Source organism: Streptomyces sp. NPDC000410, assembly GCF_040300305.1.
GTDB lineage: Bacteria > Actinomycetota > Actinomycetes > Streptomycetales > Streptomycetaceae > Streptomyces.
In genome coordinates, this window is the sequence record NZ_JBEPDM010000023.1 from 57477 (window position 1) to 78164 (window position 20688).

Genomic DNA, 20688 nt, shown 5'->3' on the forward strand with positions numbered 1-20688 from the left:
ATGAGGAATCGCGGCGTGATCGAGATCGAGACGTACCTGAGGGATTTGGGCGGCAAGTTCGTGCAGGTTGATGCCTGCACCGCCCGCCCAGCTGATGCCGACTACGTCGAGGGTGCGGTGCGAATCGCCATCCACGGAGTTGAGATCATCGGGATCAGTGAATGGGATTACGTTGACCAGCTGTGGGCATACGTGGCCAGCATGGTCCCGCAACTCTCGGCCGCAGGGTACGCGTCGACTTATTTCCCGGATCAGCCGATTGAGCTCTCTTTCCGACAGCAAGGGTCTCAGGTTCTCGTTTCGGCGAAATCGGGCAACGACGTGAAGAGGGCGAGCGTTTCAACGTCTGATTTCTTGGCGGCGCTGAGGGGTGCGGGATCGGCGTTCTTCGGCAAGATGTCGGAGCTTCTCCCGGAGAACGCGGACTCCTATTCGGAGTCTCGTCGCGAATTGTTGTCGTGAATTGACTCGACGCTGAGAGGCCCCGCCAGAGCCGACTCTGGCGGGGCCTCTCGCCGTCTTGACGGCAGTAGTTGACGGCAACGTCAGCGGACAAGCGCGTTGCAGGGTGGCGGTTCGTCGCCGTCGGAGCGTGCCGTCACGGTGGTCTCCGGGCTACCGAGCGCGGTGCCGAGGATATCGATGGCGTCGCGCTGGAGGCGGAGCCGGACGTGGGCATAGACGGTGGCTGTGACGCCGATGTGGGCGTGGCCGAGGAGTTCCTTGATCACGACGAGTTCCACGCCCTGCTCCAGGAGCAGTGTGGCGGTCGAATGGCGGAGGTCGTGAAAGCGGATGCGGCGGAGGCCAGCCTTGCGGAGGAGCGTGGTGAAGGTGCGGGTGAGGTTGGTCGGGTCGATCGGTCGGCCCTGCGCAGTGGTGAACACGTGCCCGTCGCGCCGCCATGTGGTGCCTGCGGTCGCACATTCGCGCTGCTGCTGTTCGTGGTGGAGCTTCAGCGAGTGGCGGCAGAGGGTGGGGAGGGCGATGCGGCGCTCGGAGGCCCGGGTCTTGGTGGGCAGTGTGGTGAGCCCGCCTGCGGCGGTGCGCTGAAGGGTGCGGCGGATTGCGGCGGTTCCCGCGTCGAGGTCGAGGTCTTCCCAGCGCAGGCCGAGGAGTTCGCCCTTGCGGAGTCCGGTGTGGAGGGCGAGTTCGAACAGCGCGTGCAGCCGGTGACCTTGCGCAGCGGTGAGCAGCTGACGGGCCTCGTCTGCGGTGAGGGGTTCGAAGCGTCGGGGGCGTGGGGTGCCGGTGCGGACGTTGCGGGCGACGTTTCGCGGGATCTCTTCCTCCCGGACGGCGTGCTCCAGGGCGGACTTGAGCACGGAGTGGATGTAGGTGAGGGTCAGCGGGGAGAGCAGCTTGGAGCAGCACCGGCCAGCGGCGCAGCAGCGGGGCTGGTCGCGCCGGGTGTCGATGCCGCGCGTGCAGCACTGGCAGGTGGTGCGGAGCTGGTTGAACCAGGTGCGGACGTCCTTGGCGGTGAGCTTGGCGAGCTTCTTCTTGCCCAGGCCCGGGATGAGGTACCGATGGACGCAAGCGGTGTAGCGGGTGTGGGTGGTTTCGCGGAGGTGGTGGACGGCGACGTTCTCCAGCCAGTACGTCAGGTACGCGGCCACGCTGCCTGCCGAGCACGGGACGGGGACGCCGCGGTTGCTGGCGGCGATCTTCTCGGTGAGCTTGGCCAGGGCGTCCTTGCGGGTGGTGCCGTAGACGCGGACGCGGCGGCGGGTGTTGCCCTGTGCGAGGACGTATCCGGCGGCTTCCCAGCGGCCATCCTTGCGCTGGTAGCCGGTTCCGTCGCCGTTGGCGCGCACACGGCGGGAGGCGGGAGTGTCTCGGGGTGTGGTCATCAGGCGGCGGCTTCCTGGTCGAGGCGGGTGCGGATGAAGTCGGTGAGGGCGTGGGTGGGGATGCGGCGGGCGCGGCCGAGGGTGATCGAGGCGAGCTGGCGGGTTCGGAGCAGGTCGTAGACGGCGGAACGGCCGAGCTGGAGCCGGGCCATGACCTGGGGCACGGTCAGCAGCTCTTCCGGCGTACTGAGTCCCCGCCGGGTCGGGGCGGGTTCCTGCGCGTTCATCCGCAGCCTCCTTCGGCGATGAACCGGCGTTCCAGTGCCCGGCGGTGCCAGACGGCGGCTGCGAGGAGCGCGCCGCCGGGGCTGTAGCCCGAGCCCTGGTAAGCCCAGTGGCCGACGACGAGGGTGGTCTCCGGGTCGGGCTCGGGCAGGCCGGCGTGGGCGCGGGCTTGTTCGGTGCGCCAGGCGCGGCGGGCGTCGCGCAGCGCGCCGAGGGTGGTGGAGTAGCGGCGGGACTTGGTGGAGAAGTGGCCCCGGAAGCCGAGCATGTGCGCCCACTTCCAGAGCTTGAGGGCGGCGAATTCCGGCAGCCTGCCAAGCTCCCAGCAGGTGCGGATCATCTGCCGCACGTGCCGGGCGACCGCGAGCCGGGGCAGCGGGCGGGACTGTCCAGTTCCGTCGCAGGCGGTGCATGGGAGCGGGGTTCCGTGGGGCAGGACGGTGGCGCCGCGCCCCTGGCAGGGACGGCAAAACAGGGCGCGGTCGAGGGCGCCGGAGGCGTCGGCGGACTTGGTGGCGTACTTCGCTACGTAGGCGGCCACGGCCTGATCGGTGAACTCGGCGTCGGTGCCGAAGGTCCACCGTCAGAGACCCAGGCCGGGGGTGCCCAGTGAGCCAGCCCAGGAGCGATGCCGACCGCATGCGTCGCAGAGAGCTGTACGACGCCGCGTCGGGTCGAGGAGGTCCCCGCTTACTGCCGTGGACCAGCCCGGAGGGGAAGCCCTGCTACCTGAGCAGCGACGGCCGGGGCTACCTCTCCACCCTCGCCGACAGCATCGAGACGGTACAGCTCAGCATGGGCCAGGAACTGCTGGAGTACGCCCGCGACGCCACGGTACCCGGCGCAAAAGCCCTGTCGGCGACCGAATACCGCTGGCTGGCCCGCCGGTTGACCGAGGCCCTGGCGGACGTGCTCAGGGTCGCGGAATCGCGCGGGCAGCGCATCCTGGATCAGGCAGAGGCGGCCGAGGATGCCTGACTCTCCGAACGCCGGCGCACCAGTACGCAACGCCTCTCGGGGGCGCTACCGCTTCCGCGAGTACCACGTCACCACCGTCCCCGACCCCATGGCCCTGCCAGCGTTCGAGGCGGTCTGCGTCACCGGCGAAGAGCGCAACTGCGGCGCCAACTCAGGCACGCTGCACACCTCGGACGAGCTGACCCGCTGGATCGCCGAACACTGCGCCCAGAGCGGCCACGAACTCTACGAGCAGACCGTCCGGGCTCTCATCCGTGCCGAGCCTGGCGCGTGGTAGTAGAGTCCCTCTGCACCGACACCGGGCAGCGGCAGCGCAATCGTGTGCCCCGAGCAGTTGACGGCAGTAGCGACGGCAACAGCCACGGATTTCCCCGCACATCCACGGACACCAGCGGAACCCGAAATAGGCGCTGACCTGCAAAGAAGCAGGTAGAGCGGTGCCGCGTAGCACACGTACTATGTGCTGGCGGGGGCCACGCCGGTCCTTGTTCACAATTCGAACTGCCCCATGGACTTGGATTTCGCTTCTGGCTCGGGCCGGAAGCTGGACCCCAAGGATAAGAGGGGCGAGTTCGAGATGGCTGGCAATGCACTCGCAAAGCATGCGGGGCGCAAAACGAACACCGGGCAGTGGCCCATCCCACCCGGGAAGCAGAATCCGGACGCTTGGAATGCGCTCGGCCGGGACGTATTGGACGACATCTTGACTCACCCTGGCTCTGTCACCACGCGGGAGTACGGCAGGATCGGCGGGGTCTGGCAGGACACCATCGATGTCCGTCTCCCCAATGGGGGCATAGGTGCCCGGTTCTCGGTGGACGGAAAATTCTCAGGGTTCCTGGACTGACCGAAGGGTGAGCGAGATGAGGGAAGTCTTCAACGGCAGCGAAATTGAAGTGATCGATTTTGACGATGTCACTTCAGGGGAGCATGTGATTGAGTTTCAAGATCCTTCCTGGCGTTCAAACGAAGCGGTCATCGCGATCTCGGTTCCGGACGGCGGATCATGGAGCGATGCGGCTGTGAGTGTTAATCCTCACAGGGGTGACGTTCCGGTTTCGTTTGTGATCTGGGCAATCGGCGTTGCCGAGGAGAGAATGCACTGAAGATCGCGCAGAGGCCCGTTCCGGAGATTCTCCGGAACGGGCCTCTGCGCGTCTTGACGGCAACGCTGACGGCAACGTCAGCGGACGACGGCTGTGGCAGGTGGGGCGTCGGGGTCGTCGTGCGTCGGGTCGAGGGCGGCGCCCAAGGTGTCGATGGCTTGGCGTTGGAGGCGGAGTCGGACGTGGGCGTAGACGCCGGCGGTGACGCCGATGTGGGCGTGGCCGAGGAGTCCCTTGATGACGACGAGGTCGACCCCCTGTTCCAGGAGCAGGGTTGCGGTCGAGTGCCGGAGGTCGTGGAAGCGGATCGTCCGGAGTCCTGCGCTGTGGAGAAGGCGTACTGCCAGGCGTCGGCCAGGAACCGGGGCGTCCCGCTTGCGCGGGCCGCCGCGCGCCGGCGGGTTGGTGCCCGCCGCCCGCTCCTGTCTGCCGCCCCGCTGGCGACGCCCGCCCGCCCACTCGGCGCGCAGTGGCAGGCAAGCGAGCCGCCCCCGATACCGGAAGCAACCGCATCGGCCCCCAACGGCGCCGCCAGGCCGACTCCGCCGAACGCCGCGCAGCACCACGTCAGGCCGCGGAAGCAGAAAGCCGCGATCGTCATCGCCGTGCGGTCACAGACGAGGCCACAGATCGATCAGCCCATCCCGCTGCCGAGCGGCCAGACCGGAGCAGGGCATATGCCGTGACGGAAGGAAGAGGCGTGGTTGAGGCTGGTGCGGGGTTGCTGGAAGCACACGTGGCGGGTGATCTCTCGGCGCACCCGCCGTAGTGGCTGACTTTCTGTGTGAGCGTGAAGACGGGACGGGATCAGGTGACCAGCGACGGTGGCGCGAGCGTCCGTGCCCGGTCGTACAGGTCGTGGGCCGCCGCGTTCTTCAGATGAGGGCGCAAGAGAGCGAACATTGCCTTCACGCGCTGGTCGGCGCGGCCGGACTGCACCTTGGGGTAGTCGTCGAGGGCCTGGTGCCAGGTGGCGCAGGCCGCTTCCAGGTGGCCGAGTTCCAACTGTCGCTCTGCCAAGAGGCCACGACGGTGTACTCGCGTGCGCTGGTACACGCTGGGGCGGAGCAGATCCGCTTGCTGCATGGCTTCGACGGCTCCGGCCTTGTCGCCGAGTTCGTGACGTACCTGGCTGACGTGGTAGTTGAGCGAAGAGGGGTCGTACGAGCCGAACGCCTTGCCGCGTGACTCGGCACGCTCCATGGCCGCCTCGGCCTCCCGGATGTAGCGCAACGCGCCCGCACGGTCGCCGGTCTGCGCGGCGGCGTGCGCCTGCTGGCCGACGAGGAAGGCCAGCATCCGGGGGCCGGCCTTCGGGGATGCGGCGGCAGCGGCATCGGCCAGTTCCACGGCTTTCGCCCCGTGGCGGAGGTCGACTGCCTGGACGCTCATCCCCCGCAGGGTGGTGCAGTACGTCAGGTGGTCCTCGGCCGCGCCCGCCAGCTCCAGAGCTTTGATGTAGTAGCGCTGCGCGAGACCGTGCAGCCCTTCGTCCACGGCCATGTAGCCGGTCAGGTAGAGCAGGTCCGAGGCGGCGGACAGCATCGCCTTGCGTACGTCCTCGGGCGCGTCGGCGCGCAGGTAGGAGGCCACGGTGTTGACCATGAACGAGGCCGCCATAGGGCGTGCGTGGCGTCCGCCGAACTCGTCGTCCAGTTCCGAGACTCGCTCGGTCATGGCGATGACCATGTCCACTTCGTTCATGCCGATGCGTGTCGTGCGACCGGACTGAATGGAATCGGCACGCCCGACCACATCAGGCCAGCCGGGAATGGTGACGGCCACGGAGAACAGGCCGATACCCAGGACGCTGCGGCGGGACGGGTCCATATCCAGCCTCCCCAGGTCGATCACGCCTTCCACGGTATCCGCGGCCGCGGAAGGGCGATTGCGTGGAACGGGCAGCCTCGCTTCGCCATGGGTGACCGGGCGGCCGAGGCGGCGGGAAAGGGCTTCCAGGATGCACGCACGTACCGCACCGCGAGGGACGGTGCCGCCGAGCCAGTGGCTCACTGCCGACTCGTCGTAACGCAGAGGGATTCCGGTCTCCGTGCCGACGCGGTTCACCGCCCGTGCGAACTGACGGTGAGTCCAACGGCTCTCGGCAAGCAGGCGCCCGAGCGCCGTGTTCGGTTCACGCTTGGTCATGCCCTCAGCTCCCCGTGCCGTTGCGAACTTTCAAGGCTTTCAAGTGCTGGCGCTGCGGCAACGGTACCGCTGAGCGTGGTCGTGCGGTTGCGTAGAGACAGCAGGGAACGGCGAGACCTCGCCGCAGCCGTCGTCTGAGGGGCTGAGGGATGAGAAGCGAAGCGCGGGCCCGTCTGGCCCGGATGACTGAGGAGCGGGGCATGGACGGGATGTTGAGGGTCGACACCTACGAGGGTGCGGATCTGCCGCCGGGCTCGAATAGGTTCTCGCTGTGTCGCTGCCCGCAGCACTGCCCAACGCTGCCCGAGGACGGGGCAGCGAGGCTGAGCGCCGCAGTACGCGAGGTCAATGAGCGCAGTCGCGGAGAGCGACTGTGAAGCGGTCAGCCGCTGTCGTCGGCCGCTACGCCGGACTGCTCCTGTTCATCATCGTCTCAGGGTCGGTCGGCTTCGGCTTCGGTGTCGCCGCCGCATCCACACCCACCTGACTCCTCCCCGTCACGCATCCAGGCTTCCCGCCTGTGACGAGGGAGGGCCCGCCGCCTGTAAGCGGTGGGCACCCGGTCCGGCTGCCTTCTTCGCAAGGGTCCGGCAGCCGGACGGGCCCAGCTCCGCAGCATCCGCCGCGGAGTCCACTGAAAACCGTAAGGGAGAAAACGATGAACGTGGATGAGCTGTTCACCGGCGACCTGATCACCGGCGTCCCGGCCGTCGAGGCCGCGCTGCTCGACAAGATGCCGGGCGGTGGCGACAACAACGGCGACCACTGCAGCAAGTGATCCAGGGCTGACGCCAGGCGGGGCGGGGCCGTTCGCGGTCCCGCCCCGCCGCACGACATCGGAAGGGGACGAAATGCTGTCGATGCGTCTGTGCCTGCCCGATCTCCAGGATCCCAAGTGGAGATCAGAGGGCAGCCGTTGGATCAACGGCGAGAGCTGGATCGAGTCCGCGAATGTGTCCACGTTGGTCATGGAGGTAAACGACGGCCAAGCGCCGCGCGTACGGGTCCGCGTGAAGGAGTGCAAGCGGGGTGAGGCGGATTTCGTCGCACTCACCATGGAGCCCGGGAAAGTCAGTCTGGCGGCAGGCATCTTCGGCACAGCCCCGCTGTACCTGGTGGAGAATGCCGGCGAGCTGTACGCCTCATGGGACCTGACGGCGTTGCGATCGCACTTACGGGTTGACCAGCTCGTTCCGCGAGTCGTCGCCCGTACGCTGACGCGGCAGCACCGCTACACGTCCGAGACGCTGTTCGAAGGCGTCTACCGCCTGACCGAGCGGGCAGTGGCCACGTTCACCAGCTCGGGACTCAGCATCCGCTACCCGGAGCCTGCCGAACACGTACTTGAGCCGCGTACGCTCCGGTCCGGAGTTGATCCACTCGCCGCTCTGGACGAGTTGCTGACCGAGGTGATCCGCGAGGCCCCGACGGCAACCGAGTGCGTGGGCGTCGAACTGTCCGGTGGCGCGGACTCCGGGAACGTCGCCCTGGCCGTGAAGGCCGCCCGCTTCCCCGAGGTGTACAGCTTCGGCTTGCTGGTGGGAGGGACTACAGGCAAGCAGCAGCGCGAGCGACGCGAGGCCTTTGTGGAGCACTGCGGCTTCCGAGACACGGCCACCCCGGCCACGCGGCACCCGCCCTCTGTCCTGGAGGCGTGCGCGCTCTGCGCAAGCCGCACGATCCGGCGGGAGCCTTCTACCAGGAGGCGTTCGATGTCGTACGCGAGCAGGCAGCCGCTCGGCGGTGCGAGGTTGTGTTCACGGGCAGCGGCGGGGACGAAATCAATGCTCATCACGCCCGGACACAGGGCGAACTACCGACGCCGGAACCCGTGCCCTGGCTCGGCAACAAGGCAGTACGAGTGCTCGCTGAGGTGAACGAGCACATGGCCCCTATTCCGGTACTGCCCGTGCCGACTCTGATGGCGTTCGGGATGCACAACCCCGGATTCCTCCGGGCCGGGATCTGGCCCGTGAGCCCGTTGGTGCACCCGCGAATTGTGCGGTTCATGGAGCAGCTACCGCGTGAGCACAAGCGCGGGAAGGCGTTGTTCCGCGAGCGGATGAGACGGGCGGGTCTGCCCGAGTGGGTGGCGGCGCCGACCGAGCCGGAGAACTTCCTGGCCGTCTTGGAGAATGGGCTGCGTTCCTACGGCTTGCCCGTCTTGAATGACATGCTGAAGGAATCAGTCCTGGTGGACCTTGGCTACGTTGACGGGAAGGCTCTCGCCCAGGCGCGCAAGGACGCCGACACCGCCGCGGTCGTCCCCGACCTGCTGTGCGATGTGCTCGCCCTGGAGGTCGGACTGCGAAGCCTCATGTGACCAGCCTCAACACGGAAACCGAACGCGTGGAAGCCACGAACCTCCTCTATCGAGATCCAGCACTTTACGACGTGGTCCAGTCCGACAGTACGAGCGCAGAGATGTGCCAGACCCTGATCGAACTGCACAAGCCAGACGCCCGGACACTGGTCGACTTCGGATGCGGCACCGGCAGGGACCTGGAGCTCCTGGCCAAGCGCTTCGAGTGCATCGGCGTGGACCTCCAGCCGGGCATGGTCGACCACGCCCACCGGGCCCGGCCAGGGCTGGACATCCGCACAGGGGACATGCGCGCTGCGCGACTTGGGAAACGCATGGACGTGGTGACCTGTATGGGCAACAGCCTCGCCTACGTCCACCACAACGAGGAGATCAGCCAGGTATTCGCCACCTTCGCGGCCCACGCCGGGCCGGGTGCGCTGCTCGTGTTGTGTTCCCCCGTCGCCCCGATCGCCCGGACCGGGCCGACTACCGCCACGGTGGAAACCCCGGGAGGGCTCGCGACGGTCACTATCCACCACGAGTGGGACCTGCGGACCCAGATCAACACCATGCACCGGCACTGGGCGCTCCCCTCGGGGAACCAGGCCCAGGACGAGATCCGCAGGCGTGTCCTTTTTCCCCGCGAATTGGAGCGCTATGCGGAGGGCGCCGGCTTCGAGATCCTGGACATGACCGACGGCACAGGGACGGAGCTCGCCGGTCCGACCGCGTACACGGTGGCCCGGTACACCCGGAGATGACCGGTTGAGCATCGCGGAGGGTTGCTGACTCGTCGACTTGCGGCTGTACGGCGGTGAGTGACCCTGCGACGCCCGACATCGATTCGCGGGCGCAAGCGGAAAGCGGGATTTCTGCTCGCTTTGTCGACAAGGGAACTGGTCTCTGCAGGCCGTCAGTTCCGCGATTACGTCACAGTTGTATGCCCGTACCTTGGCCAACTCCCCTTATTTGGGACATCGCGCGCGCAACGTCCTTGACGCGTTCGCGGAAACTGGGAAGGCTGGCGCGCGGCATGCGTATCTCTGGGGCGCGTGTGGGCGGGGGACCGGAAGGTCGACCCTCAGCGACCCGCAGCCCCGAGCGCTGCTCCATTAACGAGAACAGCTACTGGGGGTAGCAGGCAGATGACCAAGAAGACGCGTGTGCGCGTGGCGCGGATAGCGGCCGGCGTGGTGATCGCGGCCGGTGCGTCCCTGACCGCCGCGGGTGCCGCTTCGGCCGTCGGTGTCGACGTGAACGTTGCGGGCCTCAACGCTGAGGTCGAGGCCAACGAGGGCGGCCTCGATGTCGGCCTCGGTATCGGCGACGAGGACGAGAACGACACCGTGGGCGCCAGCGGCGTCACGACGGGTGACCCGAGCACCGGTGGTGCGACCACGGGTGACCCGAGCACGGGTGGTGCGACGATCGGTGACCCGAGCACGGGTGGTGCGACCACCGGTGACCCGAGCACGGGTGGTGCGACCACGGGTGACCCGAGCACCGGTGGTGCGACGACCGGTGACCCGAGCACCGGTGGTGCGACCACGGGTGACCCGAGCACCGGTGGTGCGACGACCGGTGACCCGAGCACCGGTGGTGCGACCACGGGTGACCCGAGCACCGGCGGTGCCACGACCGGTGACCCGAGCACCGGTGGCAACGGCAACACCGGCGGTAACGGCAACACCGGTGGCAACGGCAACACCGGCGGTAACGGGAACACCGGCAACACCGGCGGCACCGGCACCGACGGCGGCACCACCGGCTCCACCGGTACCGACGGCGGCTCCGGCTACACCGACACCGACAACGCGGGCTCCAAGCCCGTCGAGCAGGGCAAGGCCAAGGAAGAGCTGGCCGGGACCGGCAACGGCAAGGGTGGCGAGCTCGCCGAGACCGGTGCTGCTGAGACCACGTTCCTGCTGGTCGGGGCCGCGACGATGATCGCGGGTGGCATCGGCTTCCGGATGCTGCCGCGCCTCGTCGCGGGTGGCCGCGGCGCCGCTGCGTAACGTAAGCGGCGTAACGTAGCGTGACGTAAGCAGCGCGGAACAGCGCAAAGCAAGGGCCCGGGTGCTTCTCAGCAGCCCGGGCCCTTCAGCGTGCTCGTGGTCACAAGGCGGGAAAGCTACGCGGCCTGGTGCGCCAGCAGCGCCACCGCCGCGACCAGCAGCACCACCAGCGTCAGCAGCGCCGCAGGGCTCAGGCCCGAGAGGGGACCCAGGGGGCCCTCCTGCTGCAGGCGCTCCCGGTTCGCCCGGCAGACCGGGCAGCGGCCCTCGGTGACGGGGGACGCGCAGTTGGCGCACACCAGTCGGTCATAGGTCATGCGCTTTCCTCCTCCCGCGCGGCGGAGTCGCCGCCGAGACGTCACTCCGCTCAACGCTCAGGGAAACGCGCGCGTTCCCGTGCGTTCCCCTACCACTGTGCCAGCTCGCGCGCGTTTCGGCGCGCCCCGTCCGAATAGGCCCGTTCCGGGGCCGTTCCGGTGCCCGTCCGAGGGTGGACACGAGGTGGACAAAATGCGCAAGAGCGGTCGGTGACTGCACGTGCCAGCCCGCTTCGCGTAAGGTCACGCACACCTATACCCCCGGCCGACCGTGGTGCACCCGTGATCCGATTCGACAACGTCTCCAAGAGCTACCCCAAGCAGAACCGACCCGCCCTGCGTGACGTCTCCCTGGAGATCGAGAAGGGGGAGTTCGTCTTCCTCGTGGGCTCGTCCGGTTCCGGCAAGTCGACGTTCCTGCGGCTCATCCTGCGCGAGGAGCGTGCCAGCCAGGGCATGGTGCATGTCCTGGGCAAGGACCTCGCCCGACTGTCCAACTGGAAGGTGCCGCACATGCGCCGCCAGCTCGGCACGGTCTTCCAGGACTTCCGCCTGCTGCCCAACAAGACCGTCGCGGAGAACGTGGCGTTCGCGCAGGAGGTCATCGGCAAGCCGCGCGGAGAGATCCGCAAGGCCGTGCCGCAGGTCCTCGACCTCGTCGGCCTCGGCGGCAAGGAGGACCGGATGCCCGGTGAGCTCTCCGGTGGTGAGCAGCAGCGTGTCGCGATCGCCCGTGCGTTCGTCAACCGCCCGATGCTGCTGATCGCGGACGAGCCGACCGGCAACCTCGACCCGCAGACCTCCGTCGGCATCATGAAGCTGCTGGACCGCATCAACAGGACCGGCACGACCGTGGTGATGGCGACGCACGACCAGAACATCGTCGACCAGATGCGCAAGCGCGTCATCGAGCTCGAAGGCGGCCGTCTCGTACGCGACCAGGCGCGCGGCGTCTACGGCTACCAGCACTGAGCAGGCAGAGGAAAGGCTGAAAGACTCGCCATGCGCGCGCAGTTCGTACTCTCGGAGATCGGCGTCGGTCTCCGCCGCAATCTCACGATGACCTTCGCCGTCATCGTCTCCGTAGCCCTCTCGCTCGCCCTCTTCGGTGGTGCGCTGCTCATGAGTGAGCAGGTCAGCACCATGAAGGACTTCTGGTACGACAAGGTCAACGTCTCGATCTACCTCTGCAACAAGAACGACGCGGAGACGGCCGGCGGCAAGTGCTCCAAGGGTGCGGTGACCACCCAGCAGCGGGAGCAGATCGAGGCCGAGCTGGACGACATGGACATCGTCGAGAAGGTCCACCACGAGACGGCCGACGAGGCGTACAAGCACTACCGGGAGCAGTACGCCGACACCGCCATCGTCACGATCATCACTCCGGACCAGATGCAGGAGTCGCTCCGGGTCAAGCTCAAGGACCCGGAGAAGTACCAGGTGATCGCCACCGAGTTCGCCGGCCGGGACGGTGTGCACTCCATCGCCGACCAGCGCAGCACGCTGGAGACGCTCTTCAACATGATGAAGGGCATGCGGGTCGCCGCGCTCAGCGTGATGGGCCTGATGCTGGTCGTCGCCATGATGCTGATCGTCAACACCGTGCGGGTGTCGGCGTTCAGCCGGCGCCGCGAGACGGGCATCATGCGGCTCGTCGGCGCGTCCAGCTTCTACATCCAGATGCCGTTCATCATGGAGGCCGCCTTCGCGGGGCTGCTCGGCGGCGCGGTCGCCTGTGTGTTCCTGCTCGTCGGCCGGTACTTCCTGATCGACCACGGACTCCAGCTCGCCCAGCAGATGCCGCTGATCAACTTCATCGGCTGGGACGCGGTCTTCGCCGTGTTGCCCCTGGTACTGGTGATCGGCCTGTTGATGCCCTCCTTGGCGGCATTTATCGCTTTGCGCAAGTACCTCAAGGTGTGACAAGCGCCCCGGGCGTCGTACGGCCAACAGCCGTACGGCGCCCTTCGCTTGTCCTAGAGTGGGCGCCATGTTGGGCCTTGATTCACCCTTGATGTCCCGTGGGTTTCGTCGCGGGGCGGCCCTGACAGTGGTGTTCGCGGGTGCTTTCGCGACCGCCTCCGCCACCGGTCTGCTGCCCCGGAGCGACGAGCGGCCGCCCGCGATGCAGGTCACGCGCGCCGCCGCCGCGACCGCGGGCCGTGACGAAGCGGGTCGTGACGAAGCGGGTCGTGACGAGGTCGCCCGCGCGGCGGCAGAGGCGATGGCCGACGGGAAGTCGCCCGCGGCCGCGGCCGAGGAGGTCGTCAGCCGCAGCGGGGACCGCTGGGGCGCGGTGTACGACAAGGGCGAGTACGAGGACTTCGAGCAGGCCCTCGGCGGTACGTACACCGGCGTCGGTCTGTGGGCCAGGCGCGGCGCCGACGGTCGGGTCGAGGTGGCCCGGGTGCGGCGCGGCGGTCCGGCCGAGCGGGCCGGGATCGTGGCGGGCGACCAGCTGCGGACGGTCGACGGCGAGGCGATAGACGGACGCCCGGTGTCCGAGGTCGTCTCCCTGCTCCGCGGCGACGGTACGGGCGCCACGGCCGGCTCCGCCGTCGAGCTCGGCCTCCAGCGCGGCGAGCGCACCTGGACCGAGACGCTGCGCCGCGCGCGGGTCGCCAGGGAGGCCGTCACCGTCCGCCGGCTCGACGGCGACGCCGTGATGATCAAGGTGGCGGCGTTCACCAAGGGCACCGGCAAGCGGGTACGGGACGCCGTGCGGGCCGCCCCGGCGGGCGCCGGCGTACTGCTCGACCTGCGCGGCAACAGCGGCGGCCTGGTCGGCGAGGCCGTCACCGCCGCCTCCGCCTTCCTGGACGGCGGCCTGGTCGCCACGTACGACGTGGACGGCGAGCAGAAGGCCCTGTACGCCGAGCCGGGCGGGGACACCGACAGACCCGTCGTCGCCCTCGTGGACGGCGGCACGATGAGCGCCGCCGAGCTGCTCACGGGGGCGCTGAAGGACCGTGGCCGCGCGGTCACCGTCGGTACGCGCACCTTCGGGAAGGGGTCCGTGCAGATGCCGGAGCGGCTGCCCGACGGGTCCGTGGCCGAGCTCACGGTCGGTCACTACCGGACCCCCGCCGGTCACGATCTCGACGGCAAGGGCATCACCCCGGACCTGGCGGTCGGCGAACGGGACGGGGAACGGGCCGAGGACCGGGCGCGGACGGTATTGAGTGGCCTCGGAGGGGGCTCGTAGTGCGAAAATGGCCGCACTATGGCAAAGGGACTCGTGAACGTGCAGGGCAAGCCTGCCAAGAAGAAGGACCAGGACAAGGGTCCTGAGCGCAAGCTCATCGCGCAGAACAAGAAGGCGCGCCACGACTACCACATCATCGACACCTACGAGTGCGGTGTGGTGCTCATGGGCACCGAGGTGAAGTCGCTCCGGATGGGCCGGGCGTCGCTGGTCGACGGCTTCGTCCAGATCGACCGTGGCGAGGCGTGGCTGCACAACATCCACGTCCCGGAGTACTCCCAGGGCAGCTGGACCAACCACTCGGCGAAGCGGAAGCGCAAGCTGCTGCTGCACCGCGCCGAGATCGACAAGCTGGAGTCGAAGTCCCAGGAGACGGGGCACACGATCGTGCCCCTCGCCCTGTACTTCCTGGGCGGCCGGGTCAAGGTCGAGATCGCGCTCGCCAAGGGCAAGAAGGAGTACGACAAGCGGCAGACGCTGCGGGAGAAGCAGGACACCCGCGAGACGAACCGGGCGATTGCGGCGGCGAAGCGGCGCCAGCGGGCGTCGGCGATCTGAGACCGTCCCGCCGGGCGCCGTTAAGTCGCTGGCAACCGTACGCGGTCGTCACGTACGATGGGTCACGCACCTCACAGCGGGTGCACGCATTGAAAAATCAACATGGGGATGATCGGTTTCGACAGCGGATGTCGAAGCAGGGGAAGCGTGTCGAGGAAGCGGCAATGATCTCGTTAACCATATGTCGCAACCAATAATCGCCAACACCAAGCGCGATTCCTTCGCCCTCGCTGCCTAAGTAGCGACTTGCGAAGTGTCAGCCCGGGGGTGATCCCGACCCGGATCCTGGCATCATCAAGGGATCTAAACTCCTAGACCCGGTCACGGGGCCTGGGAGGAAATCAAACAGTGACTGAGCCCGTCGGAGACTTGTTCGCGTGATCTCCGGGGCTGAGAAAATCGCAGCGAACTGCACACGGAGAAGCCCTGGTTCCGCACCGTTGGACGCGGGTTCGATTCCCGCCATCTCCACTCATCCCATGTACGACGAAGGCCCGGCGGCCGTAGCTGCCGGGCCTTCGTCGTTCCTGCGTTGCCGCCCTCTTGCTGCGGGTCAGGCCACCGGCAGCTGCTGGCCGGTCAGCAGACCGAGCGTGTGGTCCATCTCGGTCCGCCAGATGCGGTGCACGTTCATCCGGGTCGGCTGCGGCTGTCCGGGCAGCTGGAAGCGGAACGAGCTCCAGACCGTGTTGCGCCTGATGTCGCCGATCATGCCCGTGAGCTGGGCCGACGGCAGGGCGTAGGCGACCTCCTGCGGGCGGTTGCTCATCCGGCTCGCCTTGTGGATGACCACGTACCCCTGCTGGGTCACGGTGACGAAGTAGTACGTGAGGAACGCCTGGCCTATCAGGCCGAGCATGCTCATCAGCCACACGCTGGGACCGGCGACGGCCTGGATCGTGACGATCGGCCGGTCGGCCGGATTGGCCTCGGTGATGGCGGCCGCCACCTGCTGCTGAATGGTCGCCTTCTTGATGGCCATGGGGCCCTCCCCTGAAGCGGAATGTATGCCCCCGCATCGGGGGCAGTGCAGCGTACCGCCCCGGCGACGGCACCGATCAGGGCGGGCGGGGGACCGGGTGCTGCCCGGCGCCGGCGTTCAGCAGCAGCGCAGAATCGCCTCGGCATCGGCGAAGTCGCCCTTCGAGAACGCCTCCGCCGGGACCGTGAAGTACAGGGTGCCGGCGTCGCCCCAGCTCCATCCCAGCTCCGGGTCCTCGGGCAGCTGGAGCAGATGGACGTCGGGGCCGCCGGCCCCTCGGCCGGTCACCTGGCCCGCGTGCGAGGTGTCGGGCCAGCCGAAGGCGCAGTGACTGCCGGCGGTGTTCCCGTCGAGGTCTCCCATCGCGTTGATGAGGAGCGAGGGCGCGCCCCAGTGCTCCTCCCTGTCGAAGTCGAGGTCGCCGTCCTCGAGGTCCCAGCAGTCCGGGAGCATGGTCACCCCGGCCGCGTGGACAGGTGTGGCCGGGTAGCTCCTCGCCGGTTCGGGTGCCGCCGTCTCCACCGCTCGGGCGGGGTCTGCGGGAAGCACCCGGCACACCCCCGACGCGAGGAGATCCAGACGCCTGTACTCCTCGTACGGCACGTCCGGGTCGAGGTAGAAGAAGTTGAGAAGGCCCGGCCGCGTGGGCAGCTCGTCCCCGAGCCAGCCGGCGAGGGCGTCGGTGTCGAGTACGGCGTGGAGGGAAAGCGGCAGGCCCTCGTGCTCGGGCCAGGGGGTGCCCGGTTCGAGCAGCGCGGGACCGCCGAGGCGGCACCGGCCGGTGGCCCGGGTGTCCTTGGCCGGAGGGCTCAGGCGGAAGCCTCGGCGGGCCATCGCCGTGAACTGCCGGCCGGCCTTCTCGCCGAGTCGCTCGGTGCAGGTGCGGCGCATGCCGGTGAGGTCGTCGAACTGCATCCGGCGATCCTTCCATCGCCCCTGTTCCTGAACGGAGTTGGGGGCCTGGTCGGTCGACCGGATGCCGTGCGGGGCGCGGTGTCAGCCGGCGGTGCTCAGGGCCGGTTCCGCGTGGGCCACCGACACGATGAGGTCCCGCAGCCGCTCGACGTACAGCCGCATGTTCTTGTACGCCACGGGGGTGTCCGGGTAGCGGCTGCAGAACCACAGGCCCTCGTGGAGCCGGTTGATCCACACGCACACCTGGTCGCCGTACGACACCCTCACCAGTCCGTACGCCTTCTGCTCGGCCCAGCGGTCGGATCCGGGGATGCCCCGGGCGTCGACGAACGAGACGATCGAGTACAGGTCGGGCGACGTCGGGCGGAAGTCCGAGCCGAGCAGGCGCAGTACCCGGGGGATCGGGACGCGCGCCAGCGACCTGTTGGCCCGCAGCTCGGCGCGCACGGCCCGCAGGGCGCTCGGGAAGTCGGTGACCCGCGCCAGCGGGATCTCGATCGGCGCGCCGCCGACGTACCAGCCCACGGAGTCCGACCACTGGGACTTCACCCTGGTGTGGAACGGCAGGACCGTGCGGTAGACGGACTGCCCGCCGATCTCCTGGACGATGAGGCTCGTGGCGGCCAGGATGCCGATCAGGGATCCGCCGAAGCGCCGGCAGGAGGCTTCGAACGCGGCGGCGGTGTCCGCGTCCACGAGCGTCTCGCACATGAGCTTCTGGGTGGGCAGCGGGTCGCCGGGCTCCAGACCGAGGTCGACGGGGAAGTTCGGCAGTTTCCCGTCGCAGCGCTGGATGAACTCCCGCCAGCGGGCGACGATCGCATGGGTGTCGTCGATCCGGTCCGCGTCCGCCCGCTCGATCTCGCAGAAGTCGACGTAACTGCCGACCGGTGCCGGCGCCACGGGACGGCCCTCGACGCCCGCCGCGTAGAGCTCGTGGATCTCGGAGGGGAGTCGCTGGAGGGAGTACGAGTCGACGTTGCTGTGGTCGAAGGCCATGTACACGCTGGTGCAGTCGTCCCGGACGACCGCCGCGTAGAGGAAGTTCGGCCAGTGCAGCGCGTCCGCCGCGACGTCGAAGCGGTCCTGGAGGTGCTGGACCAGTTCCGCCGCGTCGGGGAAGTCGCCGACCACTTCCCGGTGCAGTGACACGGACTCGGAGTCGAGCGTGAACCGGCGCATCTCCCCGTCCGCCCAGCGGAAGCCGCTGCGCAGCGTCTCGTGCTGGAGCGTCCAGCTCCGCAACGCGCCCTCCAGGGCGTCGAGATCGACCGTGCCCGCGATGTCGAAGACCGTCCCGAGCCAGGTCGGCACGGCCAGGCCGTCCTCGCGCACGGATCGGGCCGTCCTGATGTGCGATTCCTGAACGTACGCCGGCGGCCGGGAATCCTCGGGCAGTCCCGCCGCCGTCGCGACGGCGGCGGGACTGAGCGCCCACTCGACGAGCCGCCCGGGCCGCGCTTCACAGCGCTGGATGTCGGTCATTCGCACGGGCGTCTCCGTTCGCAGATGGGGCACATCCGATCAAGGAAATGCCGAGCCTGCGGACGATATCGCCGGAACATGCGGAGACCCGCCCCTTCCGCCGGTTTTCAGCAGATCGGGGGTCATGTCGAACAGTGATGCCCCGCGGCGTCAGTGGGGCCCTTCGTGGGTCCGCTCCGGTGCAGGAGACCGGCGAATACGAGCGCCATGGCAGCGGCCAGCGCCGGGATCGCGTAGCCGTGCGCCGCCCCCGCCCGCTCCACCGTCCAGCCGCCCGCCGCCGCCCCCGCCGCGACACCGCCGAGCAGCGCGGTGACGGCCAGCGTCATGCCCTCGTTCAATTGGCCCTCGGGGGTCAGGCGCTGGATCATGCCCATCCCCGTGACCATCGTCGGGGCCGTCGCCATGCCCGCGACCAGCAGCGCACCCGCCACCGCGAGCAGCGAACCGGTCAGGGTCGCCGCCAGCAGGGGCAGGGTCATCAGCGCGGCCATCGCCGCGAGGCAGGTCCTGAGCCGGGGCGTGCGCCGCGCCCTTCCGTACGCGAGTCCCGCGGCGCACGAGCCGGCCGCCTGGAGCGCCAGCACGACGCCCGCCGCCGGGCCGTCGGCGAAGGCGATCGTGACGACCTCCATCGCGCCGAAGACCGCGCCCGTGGCGAGGAACACCGCCAGCATCCGGACCATCCGTGGTGTGCGCAGTGGCGAGCGCCGAGAGGCACCGCGCGAGACCGGCGGCTCCGTGGCGCGCTGGGCCGCGAACGTCAGGACCCCGGTCAGCAGCAGTGCGGCCCCGACGAGCGTGCCCGCCTCCGGGAACAGCGCCGAGCAGAGGAAGGCCGCGAGCACCGGGCCGAGCATGAAGCACAGCTCGTCGGCGGCCTGCTCGAAGGAGTTCGCGGTGTGCAGCGCGTCGGCGTCGCCCCGGTGGAGGTGCGCCCACCGGGCTCGCGACATGCCGCCCGTGTTGGGGGTCGTGGCGGTGGCGGCGTACGCGGCGAAGAGCGTCCAGTCGGGTGCCTCGTACCGCACGCACAGCAGCAGCGCGAGCGAGCCGAGCACGGCGAACGCGGTGGCGGGGACGGCGATACGGGCCTGGCCGTAGCGGTCGACGAGCCGGGCCGTCCAGGGCGCGACGAGGGCGGAGGCGGCGAGACCGGTCGCGGTGACCGCACCGGCGAGCGCGTACGAGCCGCGCTGCCCGGCGATCATGATCACGGCGCTCACGTTGAACATCCCCATCGGGAGGCGTGCGATCAGGTTCCCCGCGGTGAAGGCCCGGGCGCCCGGGGTGCGGAAGAGGCGCGCGTACGGGCCCGGCGGCCGGTCCCGCCGCCGGGCCGCGGCGGCCGCGCCGTGTGTCCCGGCCCCGGACCTCGGGTGGTGCCCCCCGCGCCCCGCGCCCGGCTCCTGGAAGCCCGGTGCCAGGACCAGGGTCCCGCCGGAGGTGGTCATACGAAGGGTGGTCGTGGGTGACGTGGTCGTCTGCGGCATGGATCAAGGTTCACGTCAGGCGGTCGCTGCGGTCCAACACCTGTTCGGGCCCAATTGACGCACCCCTGTTGTAAATTCGTCCGCGTGCCCAAGGACATCGAACCCCGGCTGCTCCGCGCCTTCGTCGCCGCCGCCGAGGAGCTCCACTTCACCCGCGCGGCGGCCCGGCTGTATGTCGCCCAGCAGGCGCTCAGCCGCGACATCCGGCGGCTGGAGCGCGACCTCGGTGCGGACCTGTTCGTGCGGACGACCCGTCAGGTCACCCTGACCGAGGACGGGGGGAGGCTGCTTCCGTACGCCCGGCGGGTCCTGGCCGCGCACGACGAACTCACCGAGGCCTTCGCCCCCGCCGCCCGCCCCCTGCGCGTCGACATCGGCGCCCCCGTCGGCACCGGCCACCTGGTCCTGGAGGAGGCCCGCGGGGCCGCCCCGGAGCAGGAGTTCGTGGCCCGCTTCCTCAGCGGACTCGCCGGTGCGGCGGCCGAGATCCTGGCCGGACGGATCGACGTCTCCTTCGGCCGGGTCGCCGGCCTCGAACCGGCCGTCCGCGCGGGCCTGTCCCATCAGCCGGTCCGCTTCGAGCGGATGGCGGTCCTGCTGCCGGAGGACCACGGGCTCGCGGCGCTGGAGGAGATCCCGCTGGCCGCGCTGGCGGGCGAGACCCTGTACGCGGCCGCGGGCAATCCGGCGACGGCCGAGTGGACCGACCTGGCGGCGCGGCTGTTCGAAGGCCGGGACATCGCGATGGCCGAGCCGTTCCCGGAGATCGTGGGCAAGGAGGAGTTCGTCCGCGTGGTGCGCCGACGGGGCTGGTCGGTGCTGGCGAGCACCGACTTCATCGACGTGCCCGGCATGGTCCTGCGGCCGCTCGTCGACCCCGTGCCGTTGTCGCCGGTGTCGATGGTGTGGCGCAAGGGGCAGCGGCATCCGGGGCTCGCGGTGCTGCGGGCGGTGGCACGGACGCTGGAGGAGGCCGGGGGATGGCTGGCACAGCCGGCCGGGAGCTGGCTGCCGGAGGCCGACCGGGCGTGCCTCGTGGCGCGAACGGAATCCTGACCTCGGTCATGGCCGGCGCGGCCGTCGGCGGGGGCATGTTGATCGCC

At 69.2% G+C, this 20688-nt stretch carries 22 protein-coding genes, 1 other RNA gene and 2 pseudogenes; 15 read left to right on the top strand and 10 right to left on the bottom strand.

What is annotated here, in order from left to right; all coding sequences use genetic code 11:
- The first annotated feature begins 15 nt into the window (after window positions 1-15).
- Window positions 16-462, top strand: a complete 447-nt coding sequence (locus tag ABT342_RS22575; protein ID WP_351576652.1) for a hypothetical protein — start codon at window positions 16-18, stop codon at window positions 460-462.
- Between the two features lie 83 nt (window positions 463-545).
- On the opposite strand, the gene ABT342_RS22580 is transcribed toward ABT342_RS22575, so the two are convergent.
- The 3 genes and pseudogenes from ABT342_RS22580 to ABT342_RS22590 form a co-directional block, all read right to left on the bottom strand.
- Complete coding sequence (locus ABT342_RS22580; RefSeq protein ID WP_351576655.1) at window positions 546-1853, bottom strand: tyrosine-type recombinase/integrase; 1308 nt, start codon at window positions 1851-1853, stop codon at window positions 546-548.
- A complete protein-coding gene (locus ABT342_RS22585) occupies window positions 1853-2080 on the bottom strand; it encodes a helix-turn-helix domain-containing protein (protein WP_199863560.1) in 228 nt (75 codons plus the stop codon). Before ABT342_RS22585 ends, ABT342_RS22580 begins: the two co-directional genes overlap by 1 nt.
- Window positions 2077-2652: pseudogene (locus ABT342_RS22590) on the bottom strand (replication initiator); the annotation flags it as partial. The pseudogene ABT342_RS22590 and the gene ABT342_RS22585, both read right to left, overlap by 4 nt.
- Before the next feature lie 65 nt (window positions 2653-2717).
- Here ABT342_RS22590 and ABT342_RS22595 point away from each other — a divergent pair.
- From ABT342_RS22595 to ABT342_RS22610, 4 genes are all read left to right on the top strand, one after another.
- Window positions 2718-3056, top strand: coding sequence for a hypothetical protein (locus ABT342_RS22595; protein WP_351576659.1), 339 nt, complete (start codon window positions 2718-2720; stop codon window positions 3054-3056).
- A complete protein-coding gene (locus ABT342_RS22600; protein WP_351576662.1) occupies window positions 3049-3333 on the top strand; it encodes a DUF7848 domain-containing protein in 285 nt (94 codons plus the stop codon). Before ABT342_RS22595 ends, ABT342_RS22600 begins: the two co-directional genes overlap by 8 nt.
- Window positions 3334-3564: 231 nt before the next feature.
- Complete coding sequence (locus ABT342_RS22605; RefSeq protein WP_351576665.1) at window positions 3565-3903, top strand: tRNase toxin domain-containing protein; 339 nt, start codon at window positions 3565-3567, stop codon at window positions 3901-3903.
- 16 nt (window positions 3904-3919) lie between these two features.
- The gene (locus ABT342_RS22610) at window positions 3920-4162 is read left to right on the top strand and encodes a hypothetical protein (protein ID WP_351576668.1); all 243 of its coding nucleotides are present in this window, start codon (window positions 3920-3922) and stop codon (window positions 4160-4162) included.
- A 77-nt stretch (window positions 4163-4239) separates the two neighbouring features.
- Here ABT342_RS22610 and ABT342_RS22615 read toward each other — a convergent pair.
- Window positions 4240-4497, bottom strand: a pseudogene (locus ABT342_RS22615) (tyrosine-type recombinase/integrase); the annotation flags it as partial.
- Between the two features lie 472 nt (window positions 4498-4969).
- Window positions 4970-6310, bottom strand: a complete 1341-nt coding sequence (locus ABT342_RS22620; RefSeq protein ID WP_351576671.1) for an NsdA family TPR-like regulatory protein — start codon at window positions 6308-6310, stop codon at window positions 4970-4972.
- 851 nt (window positions 6311-7161) lie between these two features.
- On the opposite strand from ABT342_RS22620, the gene ABT342_RS22625 reads away from it, so the two are divergent.
- The 4 genes from ABT342_RS22625 (at window position 7162) to ABT342_RS22640 (ending at window position 10630) form a co-directional block, all read left to right on the top strand.
- A complete protein-coding gene (locus tag ABT342_RS22625; protein WP_351576673.1) occupies window positions 7162-8187 on the top strand; it encodes an asparagine synthetase B family protein in 1026 nt (341 codons plus the stop codon).
- A complete protein-coding gene (locus ABT342_RS22630; protein WP_351576675.1) occupies window positions 8184-8633 on the top strand; it encodes a hypothetical protein in 450 nt (149 codons plus the stop codon). Before ABT342_RS22625 ends, ABT342_RS22630 begins: the two co-directional genes overlap by 4 nt.
- Window positions 8630-9376 (top strand): class I SAM-dependent methyltransferase, encoded by a 747-nt coding sequence (locus tag ABT342_RS22635; protein WP_502965590.1) that lies wholly within the window; start codon window positions 8630-8632, stop codon window positions 9374-9376. The genes ABT342_RS22630 and ABT342_RS22635 overlap by 4 nt, the downstream gene beginning before the upstream one ends.
- Window positions 9377-9760: 384 nt before the next feature.
- Window positions 9761-10630, top strand: coding sequence for a hypothetical protein (locus ABT342_RS22640; protein WP_351576680.1), 870 nt, complete (start codon window positions 9761-9763; stop codon window positions 10628-10630).
- 116 nt (window positions 10631-10746) lie between these two features.
- On the opposite strand, the gene ABT342_RS22645 is transcribed toward ABT342_RS22640, so the two are convergent.
- Window positions 10747-10947: a hypothetical protein gene (locus ABT342_RS22645; RefSeq protein ID WP_351576683.1), complete on the bottom strand. Its 201-nt coding sequence runs from the start codon at window positions 10945-10947 to the stop codon at window positions 10747-10749.
- A 282-nt stretch (window positions 10948-11229) separates the two neighbouring features.
- On the opposite strand from ABT342_RS22645, the gene ftsE reads away from it, so the two are divergent.
- From ftsE to ssrA, 5 genes are all read left to right on the top strand, one after another.
- Window positions 11230-11919, top strand: a complete 690-nt coding sequence (ftsE, locus tag ABT342_RS22650) for a cell division ATP-binding protein FtsE (RefSeq protein WP_351576686.1) — start codon at window positions 11230-11232, stop codon at window positions 11917-11919.
- Between the two features lie 30 nt (window positions 11920-11949).
- A complete protein-coding gene (ftsX, locus tag ABT342_RS22655; protein ID WP_351576689.1) occupies window positions 11950-12870 on the top strand; it encodes a permease-like cell division protein FtsX in 921 nt (306 codons plus the stop codon).
- A gap of 91 nt (window positions 12871-12961) precedes the next feature.
- A complete protein-coding gene (locus ABT342_RS22660; protein ID WP_351576692.1) occupies window positions 12962-14152 on the top strand; it encodes a S41 family peptidase in 1191 nt (396 codons plus the stop codon).
- An 18-nt stretch (window positions 14153-14170) separates the two neighbouring features.
- Window positions 14171-14710 (top strand): SsrA-binding protein SmpB, encoded by a 540-nt coding sequence (smpB, locus tag ABT342_RS22665; protein ID WP_351576695.1) that lies wholly within the window; start codon window positions 14171-14173, stop codon window positions 14708-14710.
- Window positions 14711-14814: 104 nt separating this feature from the next.
- Window positions 14815-15184, top strand: a transfer-messenger RNA (tmRNA) gene (ssrA, locus tag ABT342_RS22670).
- A gap of 79 nt (window positions 15185-15263) precedes the next feature.
- On the opposite strand, the gene ABT342_RS22675 is transcribed toward ssrA, so the two are convergent.
- The 4 genes from ABT342_RS22675 to ABT342_RS22690 all read right to left on the bottom strand — a co-directional run bounded on the left by ABT342_RS22675 (window position 15264) and on the right by ABT342_RS22690 (window position 19585).
- Window positions 15264-15692 carry a hypothetical protein gene (locus ABT342_RS22675; RefSeq protein ID WP_351576698.1) on the bottom strand — a complete coding sequence of 143 codons (429 nt, stop codon included), beginning with the start codon at window positions 15690-15692 and terminating at the stop codon, window positions 15264-15266.
- A gap of 117 nt (window positions 15693-15809) precedes the next feature.
- Window positions 15810-16607: a DUF1963 domain-containing protein gene (locus ABT342_RS22680; RefSeq protein ID WP_351576701.1), complete on the bottom strand. Its 798-nt coding sequence runs from the start codon at window positions 16605-16607 to the stop codon at window positions 15810-15812.
- 81 nt (window positions 16608-16688) lie between these two features.
- Window positions 16689-18098, bottom strand: a complete 1410-nt coding sequence (locus tag ABT342_RS22685; RefSeq protein ID WP_351576704.1) for a condensation domain-containing protein — start codon at window positions 18096-18098, stop codon at window positions 16689-16691.
- A gap of 116 nt (window positions 18099-18214) precedes the next feature.
- Window positions 18215-19585, bottom strand: a complete 1371-nt coding sequence (locus ABT342_RS22690) for an MFS transporter (RefSeq protein ID WP_351576707.1) — start codon at window positions 19583-19585, stop codon at window positions 18215-18217.
- A gap of 84 nt (window positions 19586-19669) precedes the next feature.
- Here ABT342_RS22690 and ABT342_RS22695 point away from each other — a divergent pair, with 84 nt between their 5' ends.
- The gene (locus ABT342_RS22695; RefSeq protein ID WP_351576710.1) at window positions 19670-20641 is read left to right on the top strand and encodes a LysR family transcriptional regulator; all 972 of its coding nucleotides are present in this window, start codon (window positions 19670-19672) and stop codon (window positions 20639-20641) included.
- The last annotated feature ends 47 nt before the right edge of the window (window positions 20642-20688 follow it).

What these genes read in the sequence shown, in the direction of transcription:
- ABT342_RS22645 (WP_351576683.1), bottom strand. Translation starts at nt 10,947, where the DNA reads ATGACCTATGACCGACTGGTGTGCGCCAACTGCGCGTCCCCCGTCACC.
- ABT342_RS22680 (WP_351576701.1), bottom strand. Translation starts at nt 16,607, where the DNA reads ATGCAGTTCGACGACCTCACCGGCATGCGCCGCACCTGCACCGAGCGA.
- ABT342_RS22660 (WP_351576692.1), top strand. Translation starts at nt 12,962, where the DNA reads ATGTCCCGTGGGTTTCGTCGCGGGGCGGCCCTGACAGTGGTGTTCGCG.
- smpB (WP_351576695.1), top strand. Translation starts at nt 14,171, where the DNA reads ATGGCAAAGGGACTCGTGAACGTGCAGGGCAAGCCTGCCAAGAAGAAG.
- ABT342_RS22620 (WP_351576671.1), bottom strand. Translation starts at nt 6,310, where the DNA reads ATGACCAAGCGTGAACCGAACACGGCGCTCGGGCGCCTGCTTGCCGAG.
- ABT342_RS22605 (WP_351576665.1), top strand. Translation starts at nt 3,565, where the DNA reads ATGGACTTGGATTTCGCTTCTGGCTCGGGCCGGAAGCTGGACCCCAAG.
- ABT342_RS22640 (WP_351576680.1), top strand. Translation starts at nt 9,761, where the DNA reads ATGACCAAGAAGACGCGTGTGCGCGTGGCGCGGATAGCGGCCGGCGTG.
- ABT342_RS22675 (WP_351576698.1), bottom strand. Translation starts at nt 15,692, where the DNA reads ATGGCCATCAAGAAGGCGACCATTCAGCAGCAGGTGGCGGCCGCCATC.
- ABT342_RS22690 (WP_351576707.1), bottom strand. Translation starts at nt 19,585, where the DNA reads ATGCCGCAGACGACCACGTCACCCACGACCACCCTTCGTATGACCACC.
- ABT342_RS22585 (WP_199863560.1), bottom strand. Translation starts at nt 2,080, where the DNA reads ATGAACGCGCAGGAACCCGCCCCGACCCGGCGGGGACTCAGTACGCCG.
- ABT342_RS22610 (WP_351576668.1), top strand. Translation starts at nt 3,920, where the DNA reads ATGAGGGAAGTCTTCAACGGCAGCGAAATTGAAGTGATCGATTTTGAC.
- ABT342_RS22580 (WP_351576655.1), bottom strand. Translation starts at nt 1,853, where the DNA reads ATGACCACACCCCGAGACACTCCCGCCTCCCGCCGTGTGCGCGCCAAC.
- ABT342_RS22625 (WP_351576673.1), top strand. Translation starts at nt 7,162, where the DNA reads ATGCTGTCGATGCGTCTGTGCCTGCCCGATCTCCAGGATCCCAAGTGG.
- ABT342_RS22595 (WP_351576659.1), top strand. Translation starts at nt 2,718, where the DNA reads ATGCGTCGCAGAGAGCTGTACGACGCCGCGTCGGGTCGAGGAGGTCCC.
- ABT342_RS22600 (WP_351576662.1), top strand. Translation starts at nt 3,049, where the DNA reads ATGCCTGACTCTCCGAACGCCGGCGCACCAGTACGCAACGCCTCTCGG.
- ftsX (WP_351576689.1), top strand. Translation starts at nt 11,950, where the DNA reads ATGCGCGCGCAGTTCGTACTCTCGGAGATCGGCGTCGGTCTCCGCCGC.